Annotated in this window: 24 protein-coding genes; 9 read left to right on the top strand and 15 right to left on the bottom strand. The window is 43.0% G+C overall.

Translation table 11 applies throughout. The features are described from left to right. Entirely contained in the window at positions 1–1,071 is a 1,071-nt protein-coding gene (locus tag AAAA78_RS14170) for an NADH:flavin oxidoreductase (protein ID WP_340592679.1), read from the bottom strand. Positions 1,072–1,226: 155 nt separating this feature from the next. Between AAAA78_RS14170 and recO the strand changes: the two genes are divergently transcribed. After that, complete coding sequence (gene recO / locus AAAA78_RS14165) at positions 1,227–1,826, top strand: DNA repair protein RecO (RefSeq protein ID WP_295900554.1); 600 nt, start codon at positions 1,227–1,229, stop codon at positions 1,824–1,826. On the opposite strand, the gene AAAA78_RS14160 is transcribed toward recO, so the two are convergent. Further along, positions 1,823–2,710, bottom strand: coding sequence for a tyrosine-type recombinase/integrase (locus tag AAAA78_RS14160; RefSeq protein ID WP_340592678.1), 888 nt, complete (start codon positions 2,708–2,710; stop codon positions 1,823–1,825). The genes recO and AAAA78_RS14160 overlap by 4 nt on opposite strands. 191 nt (positions 2,711–2,901) lie before the next feature. Between AAAA78_RS14160 and AAAA78_RS14155 the strand changes: the two genes are divergently transcribed. The 3 genes from AAAA78_RS14155 to AAAA78_RS14145 all read left to right on the top strand — a co-directional run bounded on the left by AAAA78_RS14155 (position 2,902) and on the right by AAAA78_RS14145 (position 6,154). Continuing rightward, on the top strand, positions 2,902–3,960 hold the full coding sequence (locus AAAA78_RS14155; RefSeq protein WP_295900550.1) for a sigma-54 interaction domain-containing protein: 1,059 nt from the start codon (positions 2,902–2,904) through the stop codon (positions 3,958–3,960). A gap of 79 nt (positions 3,961–4,039) precedes the next feature. Beyond that, positions 4,040–5,053, top strand: a complete 1,014-nt coding sequence (locus AAAA78_RS14150; RefSeq protein ID WP_340592677.1) for a hypothetical protein — start codon at positions 4,040–4,042, stop codon at positions 5,051–5,053. A gap of 9 nt (positions 5,054–5,062) precedes the next feature. Then, positions 5,063–6,154 carry a hypothetical protein gene (locus AAAA78_RS14145; protein WP_340592676.1) on the top strand — a complete coding sequence of 364 codons (1,092 nt, stop codon included), beginning with the start codon at positions 5,063–5,065 and terminating at the stop codon, positions 6,152–6,154. A 72-nt stretch (positions 6,155–6,226) separates the two neighbouring features. Here AAAA78_RS14145 and AAAA78_RS14140 read toward each other — a convergent pair whose 3' ends face one another. The 4 genes from AAAA78_RS14140 to AAAA78_RS14125 form a co-directional block, all read right to left on the bottom strand. Continuing rightward, the gene (locus AAAA78_RS14140; protein ID WP_340592675.1) at positions 6,227–7,915 is read right to left on the bottom strand and encodes a KGGVGR-motif variant AAA ATPase; all 1,689 of its coding nucleotides are present in this window, start codon (positions 7,913–7,915) and stop codon (positions 6,227–6,229) included. Beyond that, entirely contained in the window at positions 7,912–8,448 is a 537-nt protein-coding gene (locus tag AAAA78_RS14135; protein WP_340592674.1) for a type II toxin-antitoxin system MqsA family antitoxin, read from the bottom strand. Before AAAA78_RS14135 ends, AAAA78_RS14140 begins: the two co-directional genes overlap by 4 nt. Next, positions 8,445–8,864 (bottom strand): hypothetical protein, encoded by a 420-nt coding sequence (locus AAAA78_RS14130; RefSeq protein ID WP_340592673.1) that lies wholly within the window; start codon positions 8,862–8,864, stop codon positions 8,445–8,447. Before AAAA78_RS14130 ends, AAAA78_RS14135 begins: the two co-directional genes overlap by 4 nt. A 244-nt stretch (positions 8,865–9,108) precedes the next feature. Further along, positions 9,109–9,765 carry a TetR/AcrR family transcriptional regulator gene (locus AAAA78_RS14125; RefSeq protein WP_340592672.1) on the bottom strand — a complete coding sequence of 219 codons (657 nt, stop codon included), beginning with the start codon at positions 9,763–9,765 and terminating at the stop codon, positions 9,109–9,111. 155 nt (positions 9,766–9,920) lie between these two features. Here AAAA78_RS14125 and AAAA78_RS14120 point away from each other — a divergent pair, with 155 nt between their 5' ends. From AAAA78_RS14120 to AAAA78_RS14100, 5 genes are read left to right on the top strand one after another with little or no spacing between them, the layout of a single operon-like run. Next, entirely contained in the window at positions 9,921–11,369 is a 1,449-nt protein-coding gene (locus AAAA78_RS14120) for a TolC family protein (RefSeq protein WP_340592671.1), read from the top strand. A 2-nt stretch (positions 11,370–11,371) separates the two neighbouring features. Further along, positions 11,372–14,596 carry an efflux RND transporter permease subunit gene (locus AAAA78_RS14115; RefSeq protein ID WP_340592670.1) on the top strand — a complete coding sequence of 1,075 codons (3,225 nt, stop codon included), beginning with the start codon at positions 11,372–11,374 and terminating at the stop codon, positions 14,594–14,596. Positions 14,597–14,608: 12 nt separating this feature from the next. Then, a complete protein-coding gene (locus AAAA78_RS14110) occupies positions 14,609–15,118 on the top strand; it encodes a MarR family winged helix-turn-helix transcriptional regulator (RefSeq protein WP_340592669.1) in 510 nt (169 codons plus the stop codon). Between the two features lie 46 nt (positions 15,119–15,164). Beyond that, positions 15,165–16,007: a metallophosphoesterase family protein gene (locus tag AAAA78_RS14105; protein ID WP_340592668.1), complete on the top strand. Its 843-nt coding sequence runs from the start codon at positions 15,165–15,167 to the stop codon at positions 16,005–16,007. After that, on the top strand, positions 15,961–16,494 hold the full coding sequence (locus AAAA78_RS14100) for a hypothetical protein (protein ID WP_340592667.1): 534 nt from the start codon (positions 15,961–15,963) through the stop codon (positions 16,492–16,494). The genes AAAA78_RS14105 and AAAA78_RS14100 overlap by 47 nt, the downstream gene beginning before the upstream one ends. On the opposite strand, the gene AAAA78_RS14095 is transcribed toward AAAA78_RS14100, so the two are convergent. The 9 genes from AAAA78_RS14095 to AAAA78_RS14055 all read right to left on the bottom strand — a co-directional run bounded on the left by AAAA78_RS14095 (position 16,485) and on the right by AAAA78_RS14055 (position 24,367). Continuing rightward, positions 16,485–17,561, bottom strand: a complete 1,077-nt coding sequence (locus AAAA78_RS14095) for a hypothetical protein (RefSeq protein WP_340592666.1) — start codon at positions 17,559–17,561, stop codon at positions 16,485–16,487. The genes AAAA78_RS14100 and AAAA78_RS14095 overlap by 10 nt on opposite strands. Further along, on the bottom strand, positions 17,551–18,240 hold the full coding sequence (locus tag AAAA78_RS14090; RefSeq protein ID WP_340592665.1) for a DUF4423 domain-containing protein: 690 nt from the start codon (positions 18,238–18,240) through the stop codon (positions 17,551–17,553). Before AAAA78_RS14090 ends, AAAA78_RS14095 begins: the two co-directional genes overlap by 11 nt. A gap of 160 nt (positions 18,241–18,400) precedes the next feature. Continuing rightward, positions 18,401–19,342 (bottom strand): hypothetical protein, encoded by a 942-nt coding sequence (locus AAAA78_RS14085; RefSeq protein ID WP_340592664.1) that lies wholly within the window; start codon positions 19,340–19,342, stop codon positions 18,401–18,403. An 87-nt stretch (positions 19,343–19,429) separates the two neighbouring features. Then, entirely contained in the window at positions 19,430–20,275 is an 846-nt protein-coding gene (locus AAAA78_RS14080; protein WP_340592663.1) for a PPK2 family polyphosphate kinase, read from the bottom strand. Between the two features lie 79 nt (positions 20,276–20,354). Beyond that, positions 20,355–20,972 (bottom strand): hypothetical protein, encoded by a 618-nt coding sequence (locus AAAA78_RS14075; protein WP_340592662.1) that lies wholly within the window; start codon positions 20,970–20,972, stop codon positions 20,355–20,357. Between the two features lie 137 nt (positions 20,973–21,109). Further along, a complete protein-coding gene (locus tag AAAA78_RS14070) occupies positions 21,110–21,604 on the bottom strand; it encodes a hypothetical protein (RefSeq protein ID WP_340592661.1) in 495 nt (164 codons plus the stop codon). 85 nt (positions 21,605–21,689) lie between these two features. Further along, positions 21,690–22,847, bottom strand: coding sequence for an aminotransferase class V-fold PLP-dependent enzyme (locus AAAA78_RS14065; protein WP_340592660.1), 1,158 nt, complete (start codon positions 22,845–22,847; stop codon positions 21,690–21,692). Between the two features lie 69 nt (positions 22,848–22,916). Next, positions 22,917–23,498 carry a hypothetical protein gene (locus AAAA78_RS14060; protein WP_340592659.1) on the bottom strand — a complete coding sequence of 194 codons (582 nt, stop codon included), beginning with the start codon at positions 23,496–23,498 and terminating at the stop codon, positions 22,917–22,919. Positions 23,499–23,602: 104 nt separating this feature from the next. Then, positions 23,603–24,367, bottom strand: a complete 765-nt coding sequence (locus AAAA78_RS14055; protein ID WP_340592658.1) for a hypothetical protein — start codon at positions 24,365–24,367, stop codon at positions 23,603–23,605. Positions 24,368–24,494 lie beyond the last annotated feature (127 nt).

Genomic DNA, 24,494 nt, shown 5'->3' with positions numbered 1-24,494 from the left:
TTAAGTTAATACGGCTAAATCCGCTGGATTAAACCCAGTTAAATCCGCGAATCTTTCTTCCTTCACTTTTTTAACCCACATTGGATCAGATAAAAGCGCTCTACCGACAGCAACCAAATCAAAATCTCCGCGATCCAATCGGCGAGTTAATTCTTCCAGTGATCCTGCTTCAGCACTTTGACCTTTAAAACTTTGGATAAAATCCACATTGCTCAGGCCCACTGAACCCACCGTGATTGTCGGTTTGCCTGTGATCTTTTTTGCCCAGCCTGCAAAGTTCAAATCAGAATCTGCAAACTCCGGCTCCCAAAATCTTCTTTGTGAGCAGTGGAAAATATCAACGCCCGCTTCACTCAAAGGAAGCAGCCACTCCTCCATTTCCTTCGGAGTCTGTGCAAGTTTTGCTTCGTAGTTTTGTTGTTTCCACTGAGACAAACGAAGAAGAATCGGGAAGTCGGGTCCCACTTTTGCTCTGATAGCTTTAATGACTTCAATTCCAAAACGACTTCTTTCTTTAATAGAAGATCCGCCAAATTCATCTTTGCGCGTGTTCATTCCATCCCAGAAAAATTGATCAATCAAATAGCCGTGAGCACCGTGAACTTCCACAGTATCGAATCCCAGATTTTTTGCATCAAGAGCCGCTTGTGCGTAAGCCTCGATCGTCGTGTGAATGTCTTCAAGGCTCATATCAGCAGGGCCCTCAAAAGGAGTCGGTGGAAGCCATCCTGATTGGTGAGGCTTCATTTTTCCCATATGCCAAATTTGTGGAGCCATTTTCCCACCGGCTTCATGAACGGCATCAATCACGACTTTCCATTTTTTAAGAGAGTTTTCACCATGAAAACGAGGAACATTGTTGTCATTCGAAGACGCAGGTCTATTGATGACGGTTCCTTCTGAAAGAATCAAGCCTACTTCGCCCTGAGCGCGGCGTTGATAATATTTGGCGACATCTTCCGTAGGAATCCCGTTCGGAGACTTCGATCGCGTCATCGGCGCCATCACGATGCGATTTTTTAATTGCAGATTTTTATATTGGAAGGGCTTAAATAATGAGTGGTCTTTCATTTTGGTTCCTCTGTTATTGAAAAATTCTTTTAAATGTTACTATTATTGTCACGTTTTTTACAGAAGGCGATTCGACACGTCCGGTCTCAATAATGAAAGAATACTTTTTTCAGGAGTTCTTATAAGATAAGCCTAAGTAAAACCACGAAGGATTTGTGACGCAAGGACAAGACCGCTTTATCATTTTAAGAAAGATCAAATATTCCGAGGCGGATTTGATTATTCATGCACTTTCGCCAAAAGGTGAGAAGCTGTCTTTTATTGCGCGCGGAGCTTTGAAAAGTAAGAAGCGCTTTGGCGGGGGAGTTCTTGAGCCCTCGCACTTTGTGACCTTCACGTACAAGCAAGCCGCCGATGAAGGACAGCTCAACGTTCTTCAAGAAGCAACCTTGATCAATGATTTCCCTGGAATTCGCAAAGACTATGATCATCTTGAATTGGCCTTGCATGCGTTAGAGTGTGTGAGCAAGGTGAGTCAAGAAGGGGATAAGAATTCAGAATTTTTATTCAACCTTCTCGGCAATACTTTAAAAGCGATCGAGACCGCCCAAGATCCCTTAGTTTTAAAAATGCATTTCTATTTAAAATTCTTACTTCAACAAGGTGTGGTGAATGCAGAACCTTGGATGGCTCCATTTTTAAAAGCCAATCTTGCAGATACAAATCAATTGGTGAATTACCGTCAGACGGTGGATGATGAACTCTACAATGTCGAGCAGATGGTGAAGCACTATCTGGAGCACGCGACGCTTTAGCCGCTCTTTTTTCCCAGCGGATGCATCTTTTCCATCGTGCGCGCCAGTTGATCAATGCCTAAGTGGGTGTATTTTTCCGTCGCTTGCAGGCTTTCATGGCCCAATAATTCTTGCAGAGTTCTTAAGTTGGCTCCGCTGCTCAGAAGATGAGTGGCAAAGCTGTGTCTTAAAGCATGTGGATGAAGTGGCTTTAACAGCCCCGCACGAATTCCGCTTTGACGAACCATCTCGTACGCCGTGCGTGTGTTCAGAGGTTTTTCTCCGAAAACAAATTCATCAAAAGAACTTTCTTTTTTCCATCTCTGCAAAACCTCCACAGTCAGTGAAGGAAGTGCGACGACTCTTTCTTTGGAACCTTTTCCTTTGACGCGCAAAATTTTCTGTCCCAATTGAAGATCAGACCATTTGAGATGGCACGCTTCACTCACGCGCAGTCCTCCGCCGTACAAAAGCAGAAACAGAACTTTTTCTTTCAGCGGAATTTCTTTGTGCGTATCAAAACTGTTAAGCACAGAGAGAGCTTCATCGACACTTAAAAAATGCGGCAGCTTCTTCGGAACTTTGGGACTGGCGATTTGCAGGGAAAGATCTCTCTCTGTAAGGCCCTGATCAAAGGCCCAGGAGAAGAAGCTTTTTAGTGTGGCTGCTTTGCGATTGCGGGAGGCCAAGGATAAGTGAGCCCATCCATTGAAGGCTCCGCGGGCGGTGGCCAGAAGGTCGGCCTCGCTCCAGCTTTTTGATGAAAGCGAGTGATATTCATAATTAAAAGCCTGGTTCAAATCCAATTTGTAGCTTTTGATCGTAAGCGGGGAGGCTGACTTAATAAAAGTCATGTATTTCAGATACTTATCGATATTTTCGGCCAGTTTAAAAGCCTTCGCCATGACCTGAAATCCTATTAGTTTTAGCTAAAACCCTAAAATTAATATAACGCCATGCAAAATTTTACTTGCAAATCTTACACGACCAAGGTTATAACTCAATGCGTTGCTGCGGCGTATCAAGTTGAGATATTCAATTTGAGACGCCCACCCAAGCTTTCTTTTTAAAGTACGTTTACCGAAAGGTGGAGCCAATGAACGATAACAACTCAACGACCGTTTTGCCCTCTTCTCAGAATGCAAACCAAGTCATGTGGAACACAAACCAAACTTCAAAAGTTTTGGAAAACAAGACCATCGTCTATCAATCTGAAGTGATGGGAAGTCTCATGAAGATGATCGATCGCGTGGCTCCTTCTAACGCGAACATCTTGGTGTTGGGTGAGTCTGGAACAGGTAAAGAGCTTATCGCTCGTTCTATCCACGATCGTTCAGGTCGTAAGAACAAACCGTTTGTTGCCATCAACTGCGGTGCTCTTCGTGAGACTCTCCTTGAGTCAGAACTTTTCGGTCACGAAAAAGGTTCTTTCACTGGCGCTTACAATCGTAAAATCGGTTTGGCTGAAGCGGCGAGCGGCGGAACTTTGTTCCTTGATGAAATCGGTGAGTTGGATCCGGCTATCCAAGCTAAACTTCTTCGTTTCATCCAAGAAGGTGAAGTTTACCGCGTCGGTGGTAAAGACCCTATCAAAGTTGATATCCGTTTGATCTGTGCGACGAACAGAGAGTTGGATCAAGAAGTTATCAAAGGCAACTTCCGTGAAGACTTGTTCTATCGTATCAACACAATCGTAGTAAGTGCTCCGCCTCTTCGCCGTCGTAAAGAAGACATTCCGGCGTTGGTGAATCACTTCTTGAACAACTCTCAACATGCTTATTTGAATCGCGGTCGTTCTGTGAATGAAGAAGCGATGAAAGCCCTTGTGCGTTACGACTGGCCAGGAAATATCCGTGAGCTTCAAAACGTGTGCGAAAGACTTCAGATCTTGTCTGAAGGCCACATGATCATGCTTAACGATATTCCAGAAAACATCCGTAACGGTGAGATGGAAAAAGACATTATTGATTACGATCCACAAATGACTTTGCACGAGCTAGAAAAGCGTTACATCTTGAAAGCTCTTGCTCACTTCGGTGGAAACAAAACTCAAGCTGCTAACAACTTGGGTATCACGATCAAGACTCTTTATAACAAACTTCACGAATACGGTGAGTTTGAAAAATTCGCGGTTCACACAAAACCGATGAAGTAATTCCGAAAGTTCCTAGCATAGCCCGGAGTGGTTTTCTCTCTTCCCACTCCGGGTTTTGTTATGCCCTGAGGAGGTTTTCATGAAATGGCTATCAATTATTCTTTCACTACTTTTTGTGGCGGGATGCTCGTTTAAAAAAGATGGTAGTGATACTGCGAAAACTTTAAATTCAAATGAGAAAGAGATTCTTGCGAATACTCTTTCTTCAAATTTCGATAAACTGGCGTTGGCGATTTCGACCAATGATAGCAAACTATTTTACTCAGTTCTTAAGGTTTCAAGCCGCGCTGATTTAAATAAACTGAGTTCTGGCGGCCGTTCCCTTTTGGAAATGGCTTTGGACGGAAATTACCACGATTATTTTAGAGATTTATTAGACGCCGGCGCATCTCCATTCAGACCGACTTACGGAGCTTCGAGGCTGGGGAATGCGCGTATAGAGAAAAGAGAACTTCGAGAGTTAGTGGTGAAGAGTCAAAGAAAATTACTCGCTGAGGCCACACTTGTGTGCATCAAAAATGACTTGCAAATTCTTGAACAGTTTCTTGAAGACAACTATATTCCTCCGACTCAAAGTGTTTGCGGTACGTTGAATTTATTTGAATACTATCTTGATAAAACTGTAGTGGACAGGTCTTTAAAAATACACTTCGTTTATAAATATGTAACGGAAGCTCAAAGAAATGAAAGTTATTTTATCTATGTTGGTTTTAAAAACGCTGACAAAGAGCTTCTTTCTTTAGTAGGTGAGCAGTGCTCAAGGTTCGATCGTGTTGTGAGCATAAACTTGATTTTCAGCTGGCTAAAGAATCGTCCTCTGGATCGCGTACTTTCCTCTTTTGTTGCATTAAAAGAAACTCTGAGTTCCCTGGAGCTTCGAGCTGAAACTGTAGGTGCGCCTTTACCACCGCCACCGCCTCCGCAAGAGCAGGATGCAGATGATGATATAAAGCCAGTACCAACAGCATTATTTACTGAGAACCCGGAAATTGTCGCTTATGTTAAAGAGTTAGTCAGGGCTAGGGTGGCTGAAGCCCATGATTTTGAGAGGGAAGTCGTGGCTCAACAGTTGCAAGAGTTGGGACTGAATTAAGAGGATTATATGAAAAAGTTAATCTTGGCTGTTCTATCCGTCACCACTGCTTCAAGCATTTCCAATGCCTATATCATTCAAGGTACTCAGCGTGCTATGACTCCTCAGGAAGAAACTTGCTCAATGTATCTTTATCAAAAATTGAGTACTCATGAATCCAAGACTGATCTTGCTTGTATGCAGGGACGCACTGATTTCCAATTTAGAGATTGCACTATCGGTTTGACGAACGATCTGGATTCTATTTTGCGTGCCAATGGAGGTCCGCATCCGGATAATGTTATCTATGCTTCTCAAGCATGCTTGTACTCAAACGGTAGGGGCGACCGTGAGTTCCGAAACTGTACTCTTGAGTTTACAAAGAATATATCTAAGAAAGATTTTGATACAGCGGGCCTTTTGTGCTCGAGAAATGAGACACGCAGTCAAGTCCAACAATGTACATTGTCATTATCAAGATATCTCGTCGGTGTTACTGAAGATCGAAATTTCGATTACCGCTCATACGCTTTAGGGCTCTGCCAAGGAACTATTAATCCGTCCTATTCATCATGTGTAATCGACCTTTACTCCCGCGGCGGTCAAGAAATCGAAAATTCAAGACTTGCGACAGATGCTCATCGTTTGTGCCGCAATAATACCAACCAAGAATTGAATAAGTGTATTATCAGCGCTTATAACAATGACGGTTTGTCTGGTGTTCAGGCAGCTCGCGTGTGCTTGGAGAAATTTGACCCCGTAGCCAAAGCCCGTCGTGAAGCAGAGCTTCGCCGTATCGAAGAAGACAAACGCAGACAAGCTGAAGAAGCTCGTCGTGCAGCCGAACAGCGTGCGGCAGAGCAACGTCGTTTGGATGAACAACGTCGCCAGGAAGAACAGCGTCGTCAATCTGCGGATCAACAGCAGCAACGCACTCAAGAGCAAAAACGCCAAGAAGAATTACGTCGTCAGCAAGAAGAGCAACGCAAGAAAGACGAAGAAGCTCGTAAGAAAAAAGAGGAAGAAGAAAAGAAGAAACAACAAGAGCAGCAAAAGCAACCATCGAATCCACCAGCAAATAACGGTGGTGGAGTGATTGTAGATCTTCCGGCTTTTGAGTAACAATAATTTAAGAAAAAGCCCGATATTTTTATCGGGCTTAATGCATTTAAAAAAATCCCTGAGTCGTTATAGTCAAATTTGCATTTTTTTATTTATCGAGTTTTCTAACTCTGCAACATACTTTTTAAACTCTTTGATGTTATTCGTTTTTTTCCAGGTTGCTGGTATAAAATATTCGGACTCACTAGAAGTCTTAAGGAATTTGTGAGTTTTTTGGATTGCCTCTTGGGCTAATTCCAAATTATTAATCTTTTCAGCTGCAAATGCCATTGTGATGAATGGAAGTGAGGATTCGAATTCGTCAAATCTTTCTCCTAATGCTTGAATGTATTGTTCATAGAGCTCCAAAGCTTTTTCTTCTTGCCCTGTTTTTTCAAAACAGAAGGCCCTTCCAAAGATATTCACGGTGCTTTCGTCGTCTTCTGAAGACTTAACGTTTTTTAGAATGAAATCATAGTAGCCTTCGCGAATTAGAATCTCAGTCGCACGAATTCTCGGCATTTCATGTAATAATTGAAACCATTCTCCGGCGCTCTTGCAATATGAACAATCTTTCTCTATCTCCTTAACGATTTCCACTCCTGCTTTCATAGTTATAAAATCTTTTAAGGTTTCTAATGAAGGGTAGTTGGTCGGAGCATAATTATTTATAGCCTTGAGTTCTTTCAGGCGGTCTTTTTTTAACAGCTCTTTTCCGATGTCGTTTTCTTGCAAAACAAGAATCACCGAATATAGGTCTTTAAGAAAATTTAACAGCGAGTTTCTGTTTGAATAGTATTTTTCCCAGAATGCAAAATACGCGTCTAATACTTCCTTATTTGGAGCGGAAGCAAATAAAGAATAGCTAATGTCATGAACTAATATCTTAAAACTATTTGGATTTCTTTGATCGATTTCATCAGAAAGATTGGCGTATGACTTTAGGAGAGGATCAGCGGGGAGAATTGAGTGTTCTTTTTCTGCATAGAACAAAACAGGTATGCATTCAGAAAGAGAAAGACTCGGGTAGTGGTAAACTAGCAGACTAGGGAATGACCCAAAGGCTTCTTTGTAGAGATTGATTCTCTCTGTGAACATTTGATCCTTCCCCCAGGGAAGACCTGCGGGTACGTTTGAGGCAACCAGTATTGTTGATATATTTGATTGTCTAAAAGAATTTACAACTTTTGCAGTTCCCCTAATGTTTTGATCATTTAATGATGACAATGTGACCACTTGATCAGCTAAATACTTTGTACAAACTCCGCCGACTTCTGTGATTCCTGTTCTGGAGTCTATAAAGATATGATCGGGTTGGTCAAATTCGTGCGCCAATTGTTTTTTAAAATTTGCTAAAATCGCAGCACCGGCATTATTTTCAAAAATACTTGCCCAGTTTAGTGCTGATAACTTTCTGGAGTAATCCGCTTTTGAAGTATTTCCCGCCCCAATAAACCAAATCTGACCTTCGATGTTTTTTAATCCCAGATCTTTACCGGAAACAGCACGCGATTTTAAGTTCGGTATTTCATTAGAATTTACTGCCTCATATAAATACTCAAGGATGCCATCTCTGTTTTCTAGCTCGACGTCTACTGAGTAATGTTTGGCAATTTCTTTTACATAAGGCCAGATTCCAGGAGCTTCAAGGTCGAAATCAATCACAACAACTCGATCTCCTTCAATTGCTCTATGAAGAGCAGAATTAATCAGAGCACTGGTGCGTCCGACACCGCCTTTATAAGAATAAAATGTCGTAAAATAGGGCTTGAAGACCTTCAATGTATTATTTCCTCGCAAAGGATGTTATTGAATGTAGATTCTTTGCTGTATGTTTCCTGTTCGGAAGTACTCAAAAACTTAAACTTTTTCATTTCAGAATTTTTAGATGCATAATTACTTGATCTGCCTTTGAGGGTTTTCATTTCGTCTAATAAAGCTGTGTTCTTTGCCGTGATTTTGATTAAGTTAAAAACTGATAAGCTTGGAACCTTTTTGCCGCCTATGAGGCTCGACAAATATACTTCCGAAATTCCGATATCGTCTGCCAACTCCTTCTGGCTTAATTTTGAATTCTCTTTTAGCTTTCGAAGGAATTCTTTTGTTGCGCTAAGTACAGAATCTTTTAAAAAAATGTCTAAACTACGTGCTGCTTCAGGATTGATAAACATTTCTCCGCATTTTGAACATACCGGGAGGTAGTAGTTGCTTAAAACAGGGACTTCGGAAAACCACTTCCATTGAAAGGTCTTTCCTTTAATATTTTTTTTCTCGACCAACCCGCCACAAACTGGGCATTGCATTTTTTTGTTCATTTTTTTCCTCCGGAGTATGCCGGAATTTTTCCAGACTGTGTTGTTAGTTCTTCCTCTGTTGGGTGAAAAGACAGATTGTTTACGAACTCGCCTTTTCTGCCCAGATTGTCTTTATCTATACAAAACTTGATATACCATGGAATCGCATCAATAATTTTTCCATAAACATCACATTCAAGGGAGTTGATAGTTCGTGTATGCGCAAAGTTGGATTTATCTAGTTCCAGTATTTCTTTAGTGATTTTTTTTATGGCGTCTGAAGGTCCACACTTGTAAATTCTTTGCACAAAATCCAAAGCCCTAGTCTTTGTGGCTTCAATTTTATTTTGTTCCGTTAGCTTTTTAACTTTAGCGAGATGATTTGCCGGTGGAACATGTGCAGGTTTTACTTTCCTATGAACTCTTGTTTTTGCCAACTCTACCTACCCATTATCGGATATCATACCAGAAAATTAAACTCAATTTAAGTGTGGATACGAAAATGACAATAATATTAATATAATATTAATTACAAAGGCGTCCCCTTTTAATACATTACGGCAAATGAGTTAATAAATAAATATTTGTTTTTTGCGGCGCGACTTAAGTCGTTATTGGTCTTAGAAAACAAAACCCGGTCTTCCACCGGGTTTTGTTTTTCGCACAAATCAAAAATAAAAACTATTTCGCAGAAGGCTCATAAAGCTTCGCATACAAACGCACAAATCTCACCGTGCGCTTCACGAGTTCTTCTTTCGTTGTCTCGTGCAGAATACATTCAAAGAAAAACATTCCGTCCATATAAGTATCAATATCTTGGCAAAGCTCTTCAACATTGGCACCGGCCTTGATCTTTCCTTGCGCAGCCAGCATTTCCATACGGGCGATTAGGCGTGCATCCAGCTGCATGGGAATTGTCTCGGTCACGCGCTTTTTAAATTTCTTATTTACTAATGCTTGAGAGAAAATAATTTTTGCGAAGTCCTCGTGAGTACAACCTTCTTGAATGCGGTCTTTCACGTAAGCTTCAAGTTCGTCGGCCAAAGTGTCATGAAGAGGGTAGGGAAGTTCGCGAGTGTTCATCTCTTCAAGAAACTTTTCGATAATCGCAACAAGAAGACCTTCTTTGCCGTCAAAATAACGTGCGATCAGGGATTCATTTACGTCGGCTTTTTTCGCAATCATTCGAGTGGTTGCGCCGTCAAAGCCCAGCTTTGAGAACATCTCTAAGCCCGCGTGAATAAGGCGGTCCTCGGAAGCCGAACGGTCCCTTTTTTTACTCTTAACATGAGCTGGACTTTCGTCTTTATGCGTTTTTGTTTGAGATGTTTCCGTCATTGAAAACCTCCTGAAAATTAACTAAATACTTAAAAGTACTTAACTTTATATAATGTATCATAAGCCTTTGTCTAGATCAAGAAAGTAATTGATTGCATACTTAATCCTCATATTGTAGGTTAAGTATGTAAGCGATTACTTAACGGAGAGCACTTATGAAGAAATCCGATGTACTGAAATTCTCTAGTCTCACGCTGATTTTTGCAGCCCTTCTCGCTGGAAACTCAGCTTCTGCCCTCTCACTCAATGAGTATTTGGGGCAAGTTCAACAACAAAGTTCTGGGTATAAAGCAAGCAGTGAGCAGGCCGAAGCGTCGGCGCTGAAATCACGCGAAGCTGATTTGATTTTTACTCCGCGTCTGTTCGCCAATGCGCGAATTGGACACGATGGTAAAGAGCAATTTGGTTCGGCGATTACCTACGACCGTCTCAAAATGCAAAACTATTCCTTGGGTGTTTCTCAAGATTTTAGCTTTGGTCTGCAGACCAAATTGTCTTACGCCTTAGATAAGATCCAGGTGGAGGGAGCAACTCTTCCGGCGGGAATGGGCGATACATTTTGGACAGCGACTCCAACGTTGGAATTAACAATGCCTTTATGGGCGAATGGTTTCGGTCGTTCGGCTCGCGCGAATGAAGATCTTACTCGTCAACAAAACAAAGCGGAACAATACGGAGCTCAGGCGCAAAACCAAGGATATATGGTAGAGGCGGAAGCGGCTTACTGGAGATTGTCTTCAGCTCAAGAAGTCGTGCAAGTGCAAACACGTGCTCTTAAAAATGCACAGGGCATTTTAGATTATGTGAGTCGCAAAGCTCGCATGAACTTGGGCGAAAACGCAGACGTTCTTCAAGCCAAAGCTTTGGTTGAAGCAACGACTTATCAATTGCAACTTGCACAGAACCAAGAAAAGTCAGCACGCCGCGCTTTCAATACATACATCAATAAAGGAGCTGAAGAATCCGTTCCTTCTTTGGATAGTATCAACTATGGAAGCCTCGAAAAGGTCGCGGTTCCTACTGCGAAGCCAGGCGATCGCTACGATGTGAAGGCGGCCGAAGCGCAAGCTCGTTTGGCCAAATCATCAGCGAAACTTGTTGCTGAAAGAAACAAACCGAGTGTTGATCTTTACGGAAGTTATGCACTGAACGGTCGCGATGAAGAAATGAATGAGGCGATGAAAAATGCCGGATACACACAGCACGATACAGCGTTTGTCGGTGTTCGCATGAGCATGCCTTTGAATTTCTCTGCAACGTCCGATGCTAAAGCGGGTGCTTTGAAAGCGCAAAGAGCGGCAGAGCTTTCTTATCAATATAAACAGTTCACTCAAGAACAAGACTGGACAAACTTGGTTCAGCAATTGGGTGAAGCAAAAGAAAATCTTCGTTTGGCGACGAACATCGTGAACGCACAAAAAGCCAAATTGGAGAACGAGAGAACACGTCTTCGCCAAGGAAGAACTACGACATATCAAGTTCTTCTCTTTGAACAGGACTTCTCTCAATCTGAAGTGAACCGCGTGCAAGCGGCTTCTCAGATCCTTGGATTACAGGCACAAATTAAACTTTATCAAGCTTCTTCTTCTGAAGGAGGTATCTAATCATGAGCTTACCTAAGATATCCATTAGCAGACCTATTTTTATTACGTGTGTGACAATCGCCCTTGTGGTGGTGGGTTGGGCCTCCTTCAAATCCATGAGCGTGGATTTGTTCCCGGATGTCAGTATCCCTGTCGTCACAGTTCAAACGACTTACCGTGGTGCCGGTCCTTCTGAGATCGAAACTTTGGTGAGCCGTCCTATTGAAGAAGAGGTCAGTACCATTTCCGGTATTAAACGTCTGACTTCAAAAAGTTTGGAAGGTGTTTCACAAGTTATCGTTGAGTTTAACAGCAGCGTTGACGTGAAATACGCCGAACAACAAGTGCGCGATAAAGTAAATATCGCAAAACCAAAACTTCCCGATGAAGTCGACGATCCGGTAATTAAAAAATTCGACCCGTCGGATACGCCTATCATCATGGTGTCTTTGACAGCCAATGGTTTAGGGGACGCGCAACTTTTTGATATCGCCGATCAATTTATCAAACCTCGTTTGGAACAAGTGAACAACGTCGGTGCGATTGAGATCTTTGGTGGTCGTGAAAGAGAAATTCACGTTCTATTAGATCGCAACAAATTGAAAGCCCGCGAAGTGTCTGTGAGCCAAGTGGCAGGACAAGTCGGTGCTTCAGGGGAAAACATTCCAAGCGGTAAAGTGGAACAAGGCGGGAAAGAACTTGTGTTCCGCGGTCTTGGGGAATTTAAATCCGTTCCCGAGGTGGCTGACACTCTTGTGAATCTTTACGGAAACGAAGTTCCAACACGTGTTGCAGATCTTGGAAAAGTTGTTGATACGCTTGAAGATGAAAAATCTCGTGCGTTCGTAAATGGTAACAAGGCTCTTTTCTTGCAAGTGTATCGTCAATCAGGTTCCAACACAGTTAAAGTGGCTGACGACGTTATCAAGCAACTTGAAAAACTAAAGCCTGAACTTGCAAAAATGGAAGGGGCTCCTCAAGTTCAACTTGTAACGAATGCTTCTATTAAAATTAAAAACAATATCTATGACGTGAATGAAACGATCATTATCGGTATCATCCTCACAGTCATTACGGTGTTCTTCTTCTTAGGAAGTGCGCGTTCAACACTGATCACGGCGCTTTCTTTACCGATCTCCTTGATTGGTGCCTTCATGATTATGAAGGTGGCAGGGTTTTCAATTAATATCGTTTCGATGCTCGCATTGACATTGGCCGTAGGTCTTTTGATCGACGACGCGATCGTGGTTATTGAGAATATCTACCGTCGTATGGAGCTCGGAGAGGATTCACTCACTGCGGCTGAAAAAGGAACGACCGAAATCCAAATGGCGGTCATGGCTATCACTCTGGTGGTGATCGCGGTGTTCGTGCCAGTGGGTACGATGTCAGGAACGATTGGTCAGTTCTTAAAACAATTCGGTATGACTGTCGTGTTCTCGATGATGATCAGTTGGTTTGTGGCGATGACCATCATCCCTATGCTGACTGCTTACTTCGGTGGTAGTGGCCATGGTGGCGGTCATAAGCCTGCTTCAAATGGTCTTTACGATAAAACTTTAGGCCGTCTTGTAAAAGGTTTCGACCGTTTCCAAGGTTGGTTGGAAGTCATTTACGAAAAACTTCTTCGTGTGACTCTTCGCCATCCATTGATGACGATTGGTGCGACGTTCATGGTGTTTGTTCTCAGTATTTACACTGTGACAAAAGTTCCAGGCGCGTTCATCACGGACGACGATAGCGGTGAGTTCACAGTGACTCTTGAAATGCAACCAGGCACAAGCTTGGATGGTATGAACAAGGTCGGTGACGAGGTTGATAAAATCATCCGTGCGAATTCAGAAGTGGATTACACAGCGATGATTATCGGAAGCCTTTACGGTGAGTCTAATAAATCGACTTTCTACGTACGTATGAAGGACGGTAAAGCTCGTAACGGTTACACAACGGAAGCTTTCCGCGATAAAGTCCGTAAGCAATTGGCAGGCTTTGTTGAAAATGCAAATCCTGTTGTGAAAAAATACGATGCAACAGGTGGGATGGGTGGACAACCATTCATGTTGAATATCATCTCTGCAGATCCAAAAGCTCTTGAGGAAGCAGGAACAAAAATTCTTGCAAAACTTAAAGCCGATCCTCGTTTGAAAGACGTGGATACAAACTTCCGTCCCGGTAAACCCGAGATGCAAGTTCACTTAAAACCAGGTGCCGCAAAACAATACGGTATCAACACGAAAACAATGGGTGAGGAACTTCGTGCGCAAGTCGAAGGTTTCACTCCAGCGAAATTCCGTGAAAAAGGGCGTGAGTATGAAGTCCGCGTGCGCTTGATGCCTGAGCAACGTGACTTGAAAGAAAGCTTCAACCAAGTTTACGTTCCAAACGTAAATAGAAAGCTTGTCCGCTTGTCTGACGTAGCCACAGGTGACTTGGCTTCCGGTCCGGCTTCGATTGAACGTCAAGACCGCGGTCGTTACATTCAAATCACAGCAGGTCTTGCTCCGGGCGTGGGTCTTAGCGAAGTGGTGAACGATGCCGTGAAAGCGATGACAACTGGTGATACAGCATTCCCTTCAAGCGTTCGTTTCTCTTGGGGTGGTGATGCTGAGAACATGCAAGAGCTTGCAACTTCAACAGTTCTAGCGTTGGGCTTTGCGATCATGTTCATCTACTTGATCCTTTCAAGCTTGTATGAATCATTCATCACGCCAATCACAATCATGGTGGCGTTGCCGCTGGCTCTGTGTGGTGCCTTCCTTGGTTTGTTTGTGATGAAAGAGACAATGACGATCTTTGCGATCTTCGGTTTCTTTATGTTGATCGGGGTCGCCGGTAAAAACGGTATCTTGCTTGTCGACTACACAAGACAAATGATGGCGACAGGTAAAGAAAGAGGCGAAGCCTTGGTCGAAGCTGGTAAAACACGTCTTCGTCCGATTTTGATGACGTCCTTCGCGTTGATTGCCGGTACATTGCCAGTAGCGATTGGTTTGAATGAAGCTTCGAAATCTCGTACCGCGATGGGTGTTGCGATTATCGGTGGTATGATTTCATCGACAATTCTGACATTGATCGTAGTCCCTGCAGTATTCACTTATGTGGATCGCTTCAGAGTATGGGCAAACAACATCGGTGGACGTTTGACATCGAATAAAAAAGAAAAACAAGACAGACACGTTGAAGTGAAAGTTGCAGGCCCTGAAGGATCTGTTTCAGAATCCACAGACTTGGGTCTTTCAGAAAGCTAATTGGAGGTTATTATGGCTAAGTTATTTATTCAGAACCTACCTTCGAAAGAGGAATTTAAAGCAGCAGCGACGCGATTGCACGAAGAAGTGGATTCCAGCGCTCTGTACACGAACTTGTTATTCATGAAGGTTGCAACGGAGTTAGAGAACTATCTGGATGGCTTGCTAGCTCCTTACAATCTTTCCAGTGGACGCTTTACGCTTTTATATCTTTTGAGTGATGCTCCCGAGGGCCTTATGCCCTCGGAGTTGTCGCAAAGAGTAGGTGTCACGCAGGCAACGATTTCCGGATTGATTAACAGTCTTGAAAAGGCCGAGTTGATCAAACGCGAACTTCACCAAAAAGACGGACGCTCTTTTGTCATTAAGCTCGCTGATAAAGGTGAAGCTTTGATTAAAGAAATCTTTCCGCAGTGGGCGCCGAAAGTGGCGGCCTTCTGGAATCAGGTGTCGGTGGAAGAAAGATCAGATCTGAACGGTATTTTAGATAGAATGGTGAAGAATACATCTATGCTGAGTTAGCATCCTTATATTCTCCATCTCCCAAATCGAAAGATTGGAGATAGGTATGAAACGCTTTTTGACAGTTGTTGTAGCAGGATTTTTGTTAAGCTGTGCCCCTCTTAAGAACTCTCCGTTTTCAGAAGAAACAGAGAGTTCGGTTTCTAACTTAAACGGGCAATATCTTGGTTCTTTAAAGAACAGTCCTTTGTTTTATGAACCCGCCGATGAAGTCACCTTCGGCGTTTTTTCTGACAGTCATCAAAATTATGCAGCTCTCGAAGATTGGGTGAAAGACGCCAACTCGATGGATTTCGACTTTGTGGTAAGCCTGGGTGATTTCACGAATCAGGGACTTAATTTTGAGTACGATGCTTATCTATCGTTGATTTCTCCTTTGCGTGTGCCTTTGGTTACGGTGCTGGGCAATCATGACTCTGTCGGTAGAGGCAAGTTGTTATATAAGCGGCTTTTCGGTCCGTATAACTTCCATTTCGATCATAAAGGATATCGCTTTGTTATTTTTAATAACAATCGTTTGGATTTTATTGACGAAAAAATTGAATGGGATTGGTTGGCTCAAGAGGTCCGTTCAAGTCCATTGCCCATTGTTTTGCTTATGCATGTTGATCCTGACAACGACGAGTATTTTACCTCTCAAGACAAAGAAATCTTTTGGGATATTGTACGGGACTCATCTGTTCGTTTGATTATGAATGGACATAAGCACGTTTATCACACGGAAGTAAAAGCAGGGATATTGCGCCATCAGGTCGAGCGTTTAGAACGCGGACGCTGGTCGCGAATCACTCTCAAGGAGGACGAGGTTGTTGTAGAACAATGTTTAAGAAAAGAGTGTAAGTATGAAACTCAGAAAGATTATCATTCTGGTTCTGAGCTTATGGAGTGAGTTGGCTGTTGCTCAATGGGGTGTCGCTTATGGAACGGGTTCGTACATGGGTGACCGGCATTTCGGAGTAGCCTACACATCAGAATCGGGAAATCACAATACGGTTTTTACCTATGGAACGACTCCGGGTATTTTGGGCAGCGACGTTCAACAGCTCAATCTTAAATATATTTATTCGCCTTTTCATTCTTCATACCAGGAAATCGAAACGAATTGGTTAGGTGTGGGTTTCTTGGTCAGTCGTTGTTTGTGCGATGAGATGTTTATAAAGAACTCGGGTGTTTATCCCGAGGACAACTATTACGATGAAACGGCTTATCGTTTGGGATTGGTATTCGCGACAACAGTGCAGTGGAAAAATTGGGAAGCTTACTGGGATTGGACGTTGTTGGATCAAATAGCGATCGCTGTCTACAACAACGACCGCTTTGCCAATAAAGCAAGGTCATATTGGGCCGGCGGTTTTGGGGTGAGGTATTACTTTTGAGAACCGCGCCCTTGTTCACATATTAACGATGGATCTAAATTCGGTGTTTTTTTTAGGGCTTCCAGGGATTGTGTGAGCAGATGTCTGAGGTGCAGCTCACAGTTTTCCGAAGATTCAAAAGAGACGAATTTTTTTTGGCGACCATCAAGGTTTTTGGTAGAAAATCCCTGCTGTGTCTGCCATTCGCCCTGATCGTTCATCTTATATATCGTCACCCCGATACTTTGAAAAAGGAAAAGGCCTTCGTATTTTACAAGAACTTTTTGGTTCTTATAAGGTAAAGCGAGCTGACAGATTCTATGAACGTCTTGCCAGAGGTCTTCAGAAATAGCGAGATAGGCAGAGTTAAAACTCTCAAAAACCTTCGTCATATTTTTTTCTGAAACTATTGAAAACTGAAATTTCGCCGCGGGGTCCGTGCATAGGTTCTCAAGAGATTGAACATCGAGATTTTCACGAATAAGTGCCTTAAGTTCGTCGTGAGACGCTGATGAAAAAAACCGGCCAATAAGAGGGCGGACTTGTTTGGATTTTTGCTGGCAGCCGTTTTCATCGCACGTGATTTTTGCAAGACCATAAAGCCCTTCGTGAATCAAGAGGGCGGCTTTGGATTCGAGAGACATCTTACCCCAAGCCGTTTTTGAAAGATAAATTGTCTTGTAATAGCGTACGGCTATTTGAATTCGCTGTGATTCTGGAACCGTGGGGCTGTCGTTTGCGAGAAGCTCCAGCATATCGACGAAAAGATAATTGTATTTTTCAAGGGCTTGCATAGTAGCAAACCCCAATCCTGGAAACGTCATTTCAATATCAGTCAGTTTTTGTAGCACCAAACTTTTTTCAGAAGAAAATTGTTTTGCAAGTGTGGTGTTATTCCACGCCCCAAGCAAGGAGGTTGAAATTTGCGAACCAAATCGAGGATGCAGGTGCGCCCCTTGTTCATATAAATCGCGCACATAAACTTGATCATCGACTAAAACGCCTTCTCCACCATTTCCAATACGTACATAAGCAGGAGATGAAAGTGGAGCAAGCAAAGCTAAAATAAAGACGGTTCTAAGTAACATCACCTTCTCCTAATCCCATGGGGAATAATTGCACCGACAAACGAAAAACCTGGTCGTTGTCCTTGTCTCGATTGAGTATATGAGCCAAACGGTCCGTGAAGTCGCGAATTTCTTTTTTAATCTCTTGCACAGCTTCGGAGCTTCCTGCGACCGTAATTGTTTGAAACTCGCGTTGTAGAACTGGAAACTTCTCTAAAGCTTTTTTGGCTAAATCCAAATTCGACTTATGAAGCAGACGGATGGTTTCACTTGAAATATCATCTGTGGTTGCAAGGTATTCCGAGGGACGCTTAATGGATCCGTCAGTAGACTTAATAAGGAAACGTCGGCGAAGCAGATCTTGAACAATGGTGTCCACGTCAGCTTTTTTTATTCCCAGTTTTTTAGAGATCTTCAGAGCGGAGTCGGCGAGGTCCGGAACATCAAAGCAGCAAAGGATAGGCCAGTAGGCCCAATGTTCAACAGGCAATCCTGAAAGGTCTTCAATAGGTTTGGTTTGTGTGGCGCTTGAACGAAATCTCATCAAAGCCAGAATTCTTTTACGTTCTGTCGGTTTAAGATTCATTTTTGCCAGAACGCGAAGAGCCCACTCCTCGGATATATTCCAAACCTTAGAACCTTTGATAAGCGCGGAAGCAGGGCCGGGCGCAATATTAAGATTTCTAGCAAGAGCCCTCATTGAGTACCGGGGATTTTTTCTTTTCTGTTTTTGGTAATACTCTCGCAATAGATTTAAAAATTCGTCCTGCCAATGTGCCATAAGTGGTTATGCTCTATCGACGATTTTCGACGGTCAAGAGTACGGCAAAACAATACGGTCGCTCAGCGATGAGATGAGTTTAAAGAACACCTTTGCAGGTGCATATATAATCTTGATAAACATTCATTCTGTCACCGTGAGGTCCGCAGCTTCCTCCTGTATGAGTTTTTCCAACGGGCTCACAACTCACTGTTTGAGCGGGGCAACAGTTAGCGCCTCTTATCGAAGCAACGCTGCCTCCTCCGCCGGAGTCTGAGCAACCAACCGTGACGCTACCTCGACACTGATAGTTTGAGGCCACAGCCGGGGCAGCCGGTACTGCACACAGCATTTTTCCTTGAGCATCAAATCCCGTCATGGTTTCTCCATTCGGACACTGACCGACGGATGCAAGCAGGCGTTGTTTTAGATTTGAAATATCACAGACCGAGGTTGTTTCGTTGAAAGTTCCCCCAAGGCTTGCGCATGCCGAACTGGCAATACCGGTTCCATCTTCACTGATAAAGCAACTCGTGATCGTTTGTGTAGCATCATCAACACGCAAGAATATTTTGCCCAGCGTTTTTGATTTGTATATGTTTTTGCGTCCGTTGGTTGCTTGCGCCTGGAGAGATAAATCTCCAGCATAAAGAGTTTCTCCCGCGAAGGAAGCCACAGCCTTGGTGATATTGTTTAAACTAAAAGACTGAACCGTGAGATTCCAATTTTGCAAGGTAACCCCTTGAGCGACAACGCTGGCAGGATTTGCAGGATTCAGTCTTACGCTGATATTGCGAGAAGTTGCAGTAGGATTAAAGCTTCTACGACCCACTTCAAATGAAGCATTGCAAAGACTGGGAGTAGAGATTTGTTGACGGATCACTTGTGCCAGTGTCAGCTCATCATTTTTGCTTTGCAATGTCTGGTTCTCCATCCACATGTCTTTGACCAAACCGGCAAAAGCAAGCCCAAGGATGCCTAAGAGCATGGCTCCCATTAAGGCTTGAACAATCATAAATCCCTTATTTCCAAGTGGTCTCATGAGCAGCGCCTCCTCACAAGTTCATCGGTTCAAGATGAAAAACACTCCAGTTAGGGGTTTAGTTTTTGATCTCTGTGAAAGAGCGATTTATTTCTTAAGAAGAAGCTTTGCCTCGCGTTGAACCTTGCGAATGATGGCGGGATCCATTCTTGCGGGACGTGGGTTTAGATTCGACAGTCTTTCGACTAAAATGGACGAAATTAAAAAATCACGAAGGCGTTTATCATCAGCAGGTATAATATTCCAAGGCGCATCCGGATGATGACTTTTCTTTAGAGCGATATTGTAGGCCTTAATATATCGTTTCCAATGTTCTCTTTCACGCAGATCGCTCATTGAAAACTTCCAATGCTTGGCAGGGTTATCGATTCTTTCCAAAATTCTTTTAGCCTGCTCGGTGGGACTGATATGCAGAAAGAATTTGAAAATGATAACACCCTCTGTGCTCAGCATTTTTTCAAAGTTCACAATGTCTTTAAGACGTTGCTTGAGCTTATGAGGCGGCAGAAAGTGATGCACGTAAGGAACGATGAAATCTTCGTAGTGACTGCGATTGAAAATCGCGATCTCGCCTCGTTTAGGAGACTCTTTGTGAATGCGCCAAAGGTAGTCGTGGGCTTTTTCAATTTCAGTGGGAGGCTTAAAGGAAACGACTCTGACGCCTTGCGGATTCGTACTGCTGAAAACATGTTTCACAGTTCCGTCTTTTCCAGAAGTATCAAGGCCTTGTAGAATAATAAGAATTTTGTGATTGGATTCTGCAAAAATCAGTTCTTGCAGGTCCGAAAGTTTATCTGTGAGCTTGTCGATTTCTTTTTCTAGGTCATCTTTATCGCCCGAAAAATATTTCGAGGCATCCGTTGAACAATCTTTTAAATCTTTATCCTTTGGAAAAAAAAGCTCTTCTTTAATTTTCTTGGAATTTTTGCTCATGTCATAGTTTAGCTGAGCTTCTATAAGACGAACAATGTTTAATCACAGGGAAGGTTAAATTCCCTGTGATGGAACAGTGCTAAAATAAGTATTTGAAATTTAGAACGGCGGAACCGATGGTGCCAGTGTTTTTTTCCGAACTGCTTCCAGACGTTACGTTAAGTTCTGTTGTTACTGCGCGCCCGATGTATTCAATAACAAAGTGATCGTTAATAATCCAACCCACACCGAGGTGCGCTCCGAAGCCATTTTTTAGTTCGATTGAGTCCATGGGGGTCGCAGATGTGAATTTTGTCATTCCATAGACGAGGGCCAATGGGATGTAAAAAGATTCCCAACGATAAGCCGTTCCCGCATAAAGAAAATTGGTTTGGTACTTTGAAACCCCTGAAGATGTCGAAATCGGAAAACCGTTAATAGTTCCCGATTTTAATTTGCGCTCCTGGCCGATCTGAATTCCACTAATGAAACCCCATGAATTTTTCGGTGTATTCCACGCGTCGACGCCAAATTCCGCGGAACTATCATACTCAAGTTTATAATCTGTCGAATAGGGTGTTCCAGAGTTGATTCCGGTTCCCGTCATCTTAACTTGATAGTTGGGACTGTAGCCGACACTAAGACCGAATTGCCAATCAGCGAAAGCGGAACTAGAAGTTCCGACAAACAAAAACAAGAACGAAATAATACTCTTCACGACTCCTCCATAGTTTTCTATGAAAGCATTATTCGTGCGGATAAGTAAACTATTGTATGTTTTATCTGGACTTAGGTGAGACAAAATAAAAAGTCCGAATTTTCATTCGGACTTTTTATCAAAGATTTGTTAAAAAATTAGTACTTATCTTTATTAAGATCGTAGCAAGAGAAAGTGCCGCCGTTAGGCAATGTAAGTTCATAGCTGTCGTCGCTATTTTGCGCAAGGATTTCGCCGGTTTTAGAATTGTAAACAGTGCCGACAGGGTTGTCGCCTGGGTAAGTGCGCACTTCAAGATAAACTTGGCCTGTTGTTTTAGAAGTGTATTTCACGATGTAAAGATCGTTGAAGCTTTCTTCGCCATCTTTGCCGAACATTTTTTGAAGATCAGCAAGAGTGAGATTTTTATTCGGTTCTTGGTTGTAACCAGCGATGTAGTTATTAATCAAAGAAAGGTGGAACGCAGAAATCGTTTTAGTCTTTCTAATGTCGAAAATGGTTTCTTCCGTGAACTGCGCTTCTGCTTCCTCCGCGATTTCAAGAGCGCACAACTCCACGTGAGCCGGTGTTGTTGTCGCCAAAGCAAATTTAGAAAGCATTAAGACAGAAAGAAAAAGAATGATTTTGTTCATGGTAAGTCTCCGTGGTTTGTTTCGCATGTAGAAGTACCGTTCTCCTCATCATTTATCCAATAAATCGTTATAAAGTAAATATTCGTTATATGAATAACGCCTGGACGGCCTTACGAACATCGTTTTCATCGTGATAAAGTCCAAAGCCAAAGCGCAGACGTGTCCCGCGAGAATCCGTCTTTAAATGGTTTTTCGCCAGAGATTTGACCATTTCCTGAGTCTTTTCAGTAGAAGGAAGCTCAAAAGTAAGAAAATGCCCGTGGTGAGCTGAGGCTGGTCCACGAAGAAGGCTTTGCGGATTCACCAGCGGATGCGGTTTTTTCTGAAGCTCTGCTAAAAACAGTTCCTGATTCTTTTGAACAAAGCCGTGAATTTTTTCAACAGTCAGGCCTTCAGACTTAAATTTTTCAAGCACCGCGATCAAACGGTAAAGAGCCGAAAAGTCCATCGTACTTCCCGCATATTGAAGAGCATCAGTAGGGTAGCCCACTTGATTTCCAACGGCGGATAGGTGTGAAAGCTCTGCAAACCAACCTGTATGGAAAGGGCGGTGGCGGGTTCCAGACGGCACATACATAAAGCAGGCGCCCTCACCACCTTGAGCATACTTGTAAGAGCCAGCAATATAAAACGCACGATCCTCAATGGCCGAAAGACTCAAAGGCACCGCCATAAAGCTGTGATAACCATCAATCGCAAAGATCGCATTGGCTGGAGCTTTCTTTGCAAAGCTCTCGACATCGCAAGAAAGGCCGGAATTAAAAAACACGTGGCTTACAAAAATAAGATCCCAAGGTCCTGAAGCCATTTCTTTTTCAAACCGCGCATTGAAAGTTTCAATGGGAAGAGTCGGCACTTTCACGATTTCAAAATTAGGGAACTCCGCCAAACGATTGATTTGGCGATCGAAGCTGTAAAACTCGGAATCTGTCGTAAGCACGCGAACTTTTTTGTTCCAATCCAGAGAGCTTAAAAGGCGAAAAACAAATTCATGCGTGTTCGGAGCAAAGACAATCTGTTCCGGTTTTGAAAGATGTAAAACTTCGGAAATCAATTTCTGCGCGTGAGGAATTTTTTTTGAAAAGATATAATTCCATTTATCGTCGACGAACTGACAAGAATCGTCCCAGTATTGAAGGTGAGCGTCTCTGGAAACATCCGGCCAGTAGTGATGGCTGTGACAGGCAAAGTGAAGTTCTTGTGCGTGGGCCTCTAAGAAGCGGCGATAAAGGTGTTTGTACATAAGTCCTCGCAGAAATAAAAAAAGCGCTCTTTCTAGGGAGCGCTTTTTAATATCTAAATTTTCATTAGATTAGAAGTAGCCTTCGTCATCGCCGAAGTCGTCATCTTCATCGTCTTCGTCGTCGTCATCGCTAGTTTCTTTTTTCTTAAGAAGGTCATCGTCGCCTTCTTCTTCATCTTCTTCTTCGAATGAACCAACTTCGTCAGACTCTTCGTCTTCGCCTTCATCTTCCCATTCGTCGTCTTCAGAAGTTGAAGTTTCGTCTTCGATATCGATCATGTTGTCCATGTCTGCTTCGTCTTCGAACTCAGAAGACATTTCGTCGATAGCTGGAGTTGTTGGTTTTAAAACCTCAACTGCGGCTGCGCCAACAACAGCGGCTTTAGCTGCTTTTTCTTTTTTAGGAGCTGCTTTTTTAGCAGCAGGCTTCTTCGCAGGTTTAGCAGCTTTTTTAGTGGCTGCTTTTTTAGCGGGCTTAGCGGCCTTTTTTGTAACAGCTTTCTTCGCTGGTTTAGTAGCTTTTTTTGTAGCCGCTTTTTTAGCAGGCTTTGCTGTTTTCTTAGTTGCTTTTTTTGCAGCAGCTTTTTTAGCAGGTTTCGCTGCTTTTTTAGCTACTTTTTTCTTCGCTGGTTTTGCTTTTTTCTTTGCCATTGATTCGCTCCTAAAATGCTGGTTCAAAAATGATTGCCCCCTTAGACTAGCGAGATTTAAGGGGGCAGGCAAATCAAAATAGAGCGAGTTTTTATCGGTCTTGTTTAGTTGATAATTCCACTCAAATGGTCGTCGATAATTTTCGCGAGGTCATTGGGAAGGATAAACGAAAGAAAGAGACCTCCGTTATTGGCCCCGGCCTTCGGAACGATGGTGAAATAACCCAAAGTTCTTGTCCCAGCCTTGTTTTTAATCGGTGCCGTAATTCCCAAATACTCCGGAAAGAAAGAGCTTTCCATGAACATTCCGACCGCATTCACGCCGAAATAAAGGTAGATCTTGTTGTCCGAGTTCTGATTAAGCCCCAGGGCTAGTGATGGGAACTCTCCGCTTGGCATCATTGGAAGAGCGCGTCCGCCTGGAAGACTGTTCGCAGGAGGCAATGTCACCTTGTCTTTGACGATGAGTTTCAACGGAATGCTCACGGCCACGCGCGCTTTCTGCTGAGAGTCCAGAACGGTTTGAATTTTGACCCCTTTAACATTTGGGACATCTATATAGATATTGCTGAAAGGTCCTGGAGGAAGGGGAAGGTAAAGAAGTAGCGCGTTATTGTTTTTGTCTAGAGCGATGACTTGCTCATTTTCATACGAAGTCCCGCCAACGATGCCAGACATTTCCAATTTGTCATAAGCGCTCGGAGGTTTTGGAGTCGGCGTCGTGCCTTGTCCTGAATTATCGCTGGAACCTTGGCTTGTATTTCCACCCGCTGCCGGTAGAGTTTGAAAACCGTCTTTACTGCAAGCTGCAAGAAGGGTGGTGGTAGCGATCAGTGCAACCATCAGGCTTGTTGTTTTAGAAATGTTCATAATATTCCTCCATGCTTCGTACATAATATTTCGGAGGAAATTCTCCTGGACTTTAGCTAAATATTTGAAATTATTGGTAAAAAAGTTTTACACTTTTTTGATGATGGAAATATTCAAACAGGGTCCT

Source organism: Bdellovibrio sp. BCCA, from assembly GCF_037996825.1.
In the GTDB taxonomy this organism is placed as follows: domain Bacteria; phylum Bdellovibrionota; class Bdellovibrionia; order Bdellovibrionales; family Bdellovibrionaceae; genus Bdellovibrio.
The sequence above is the reverse complement of the archived record's forward strand: the minus strand, read 5'-3'. Positions and strand labels throughout refer to the sequence as shown.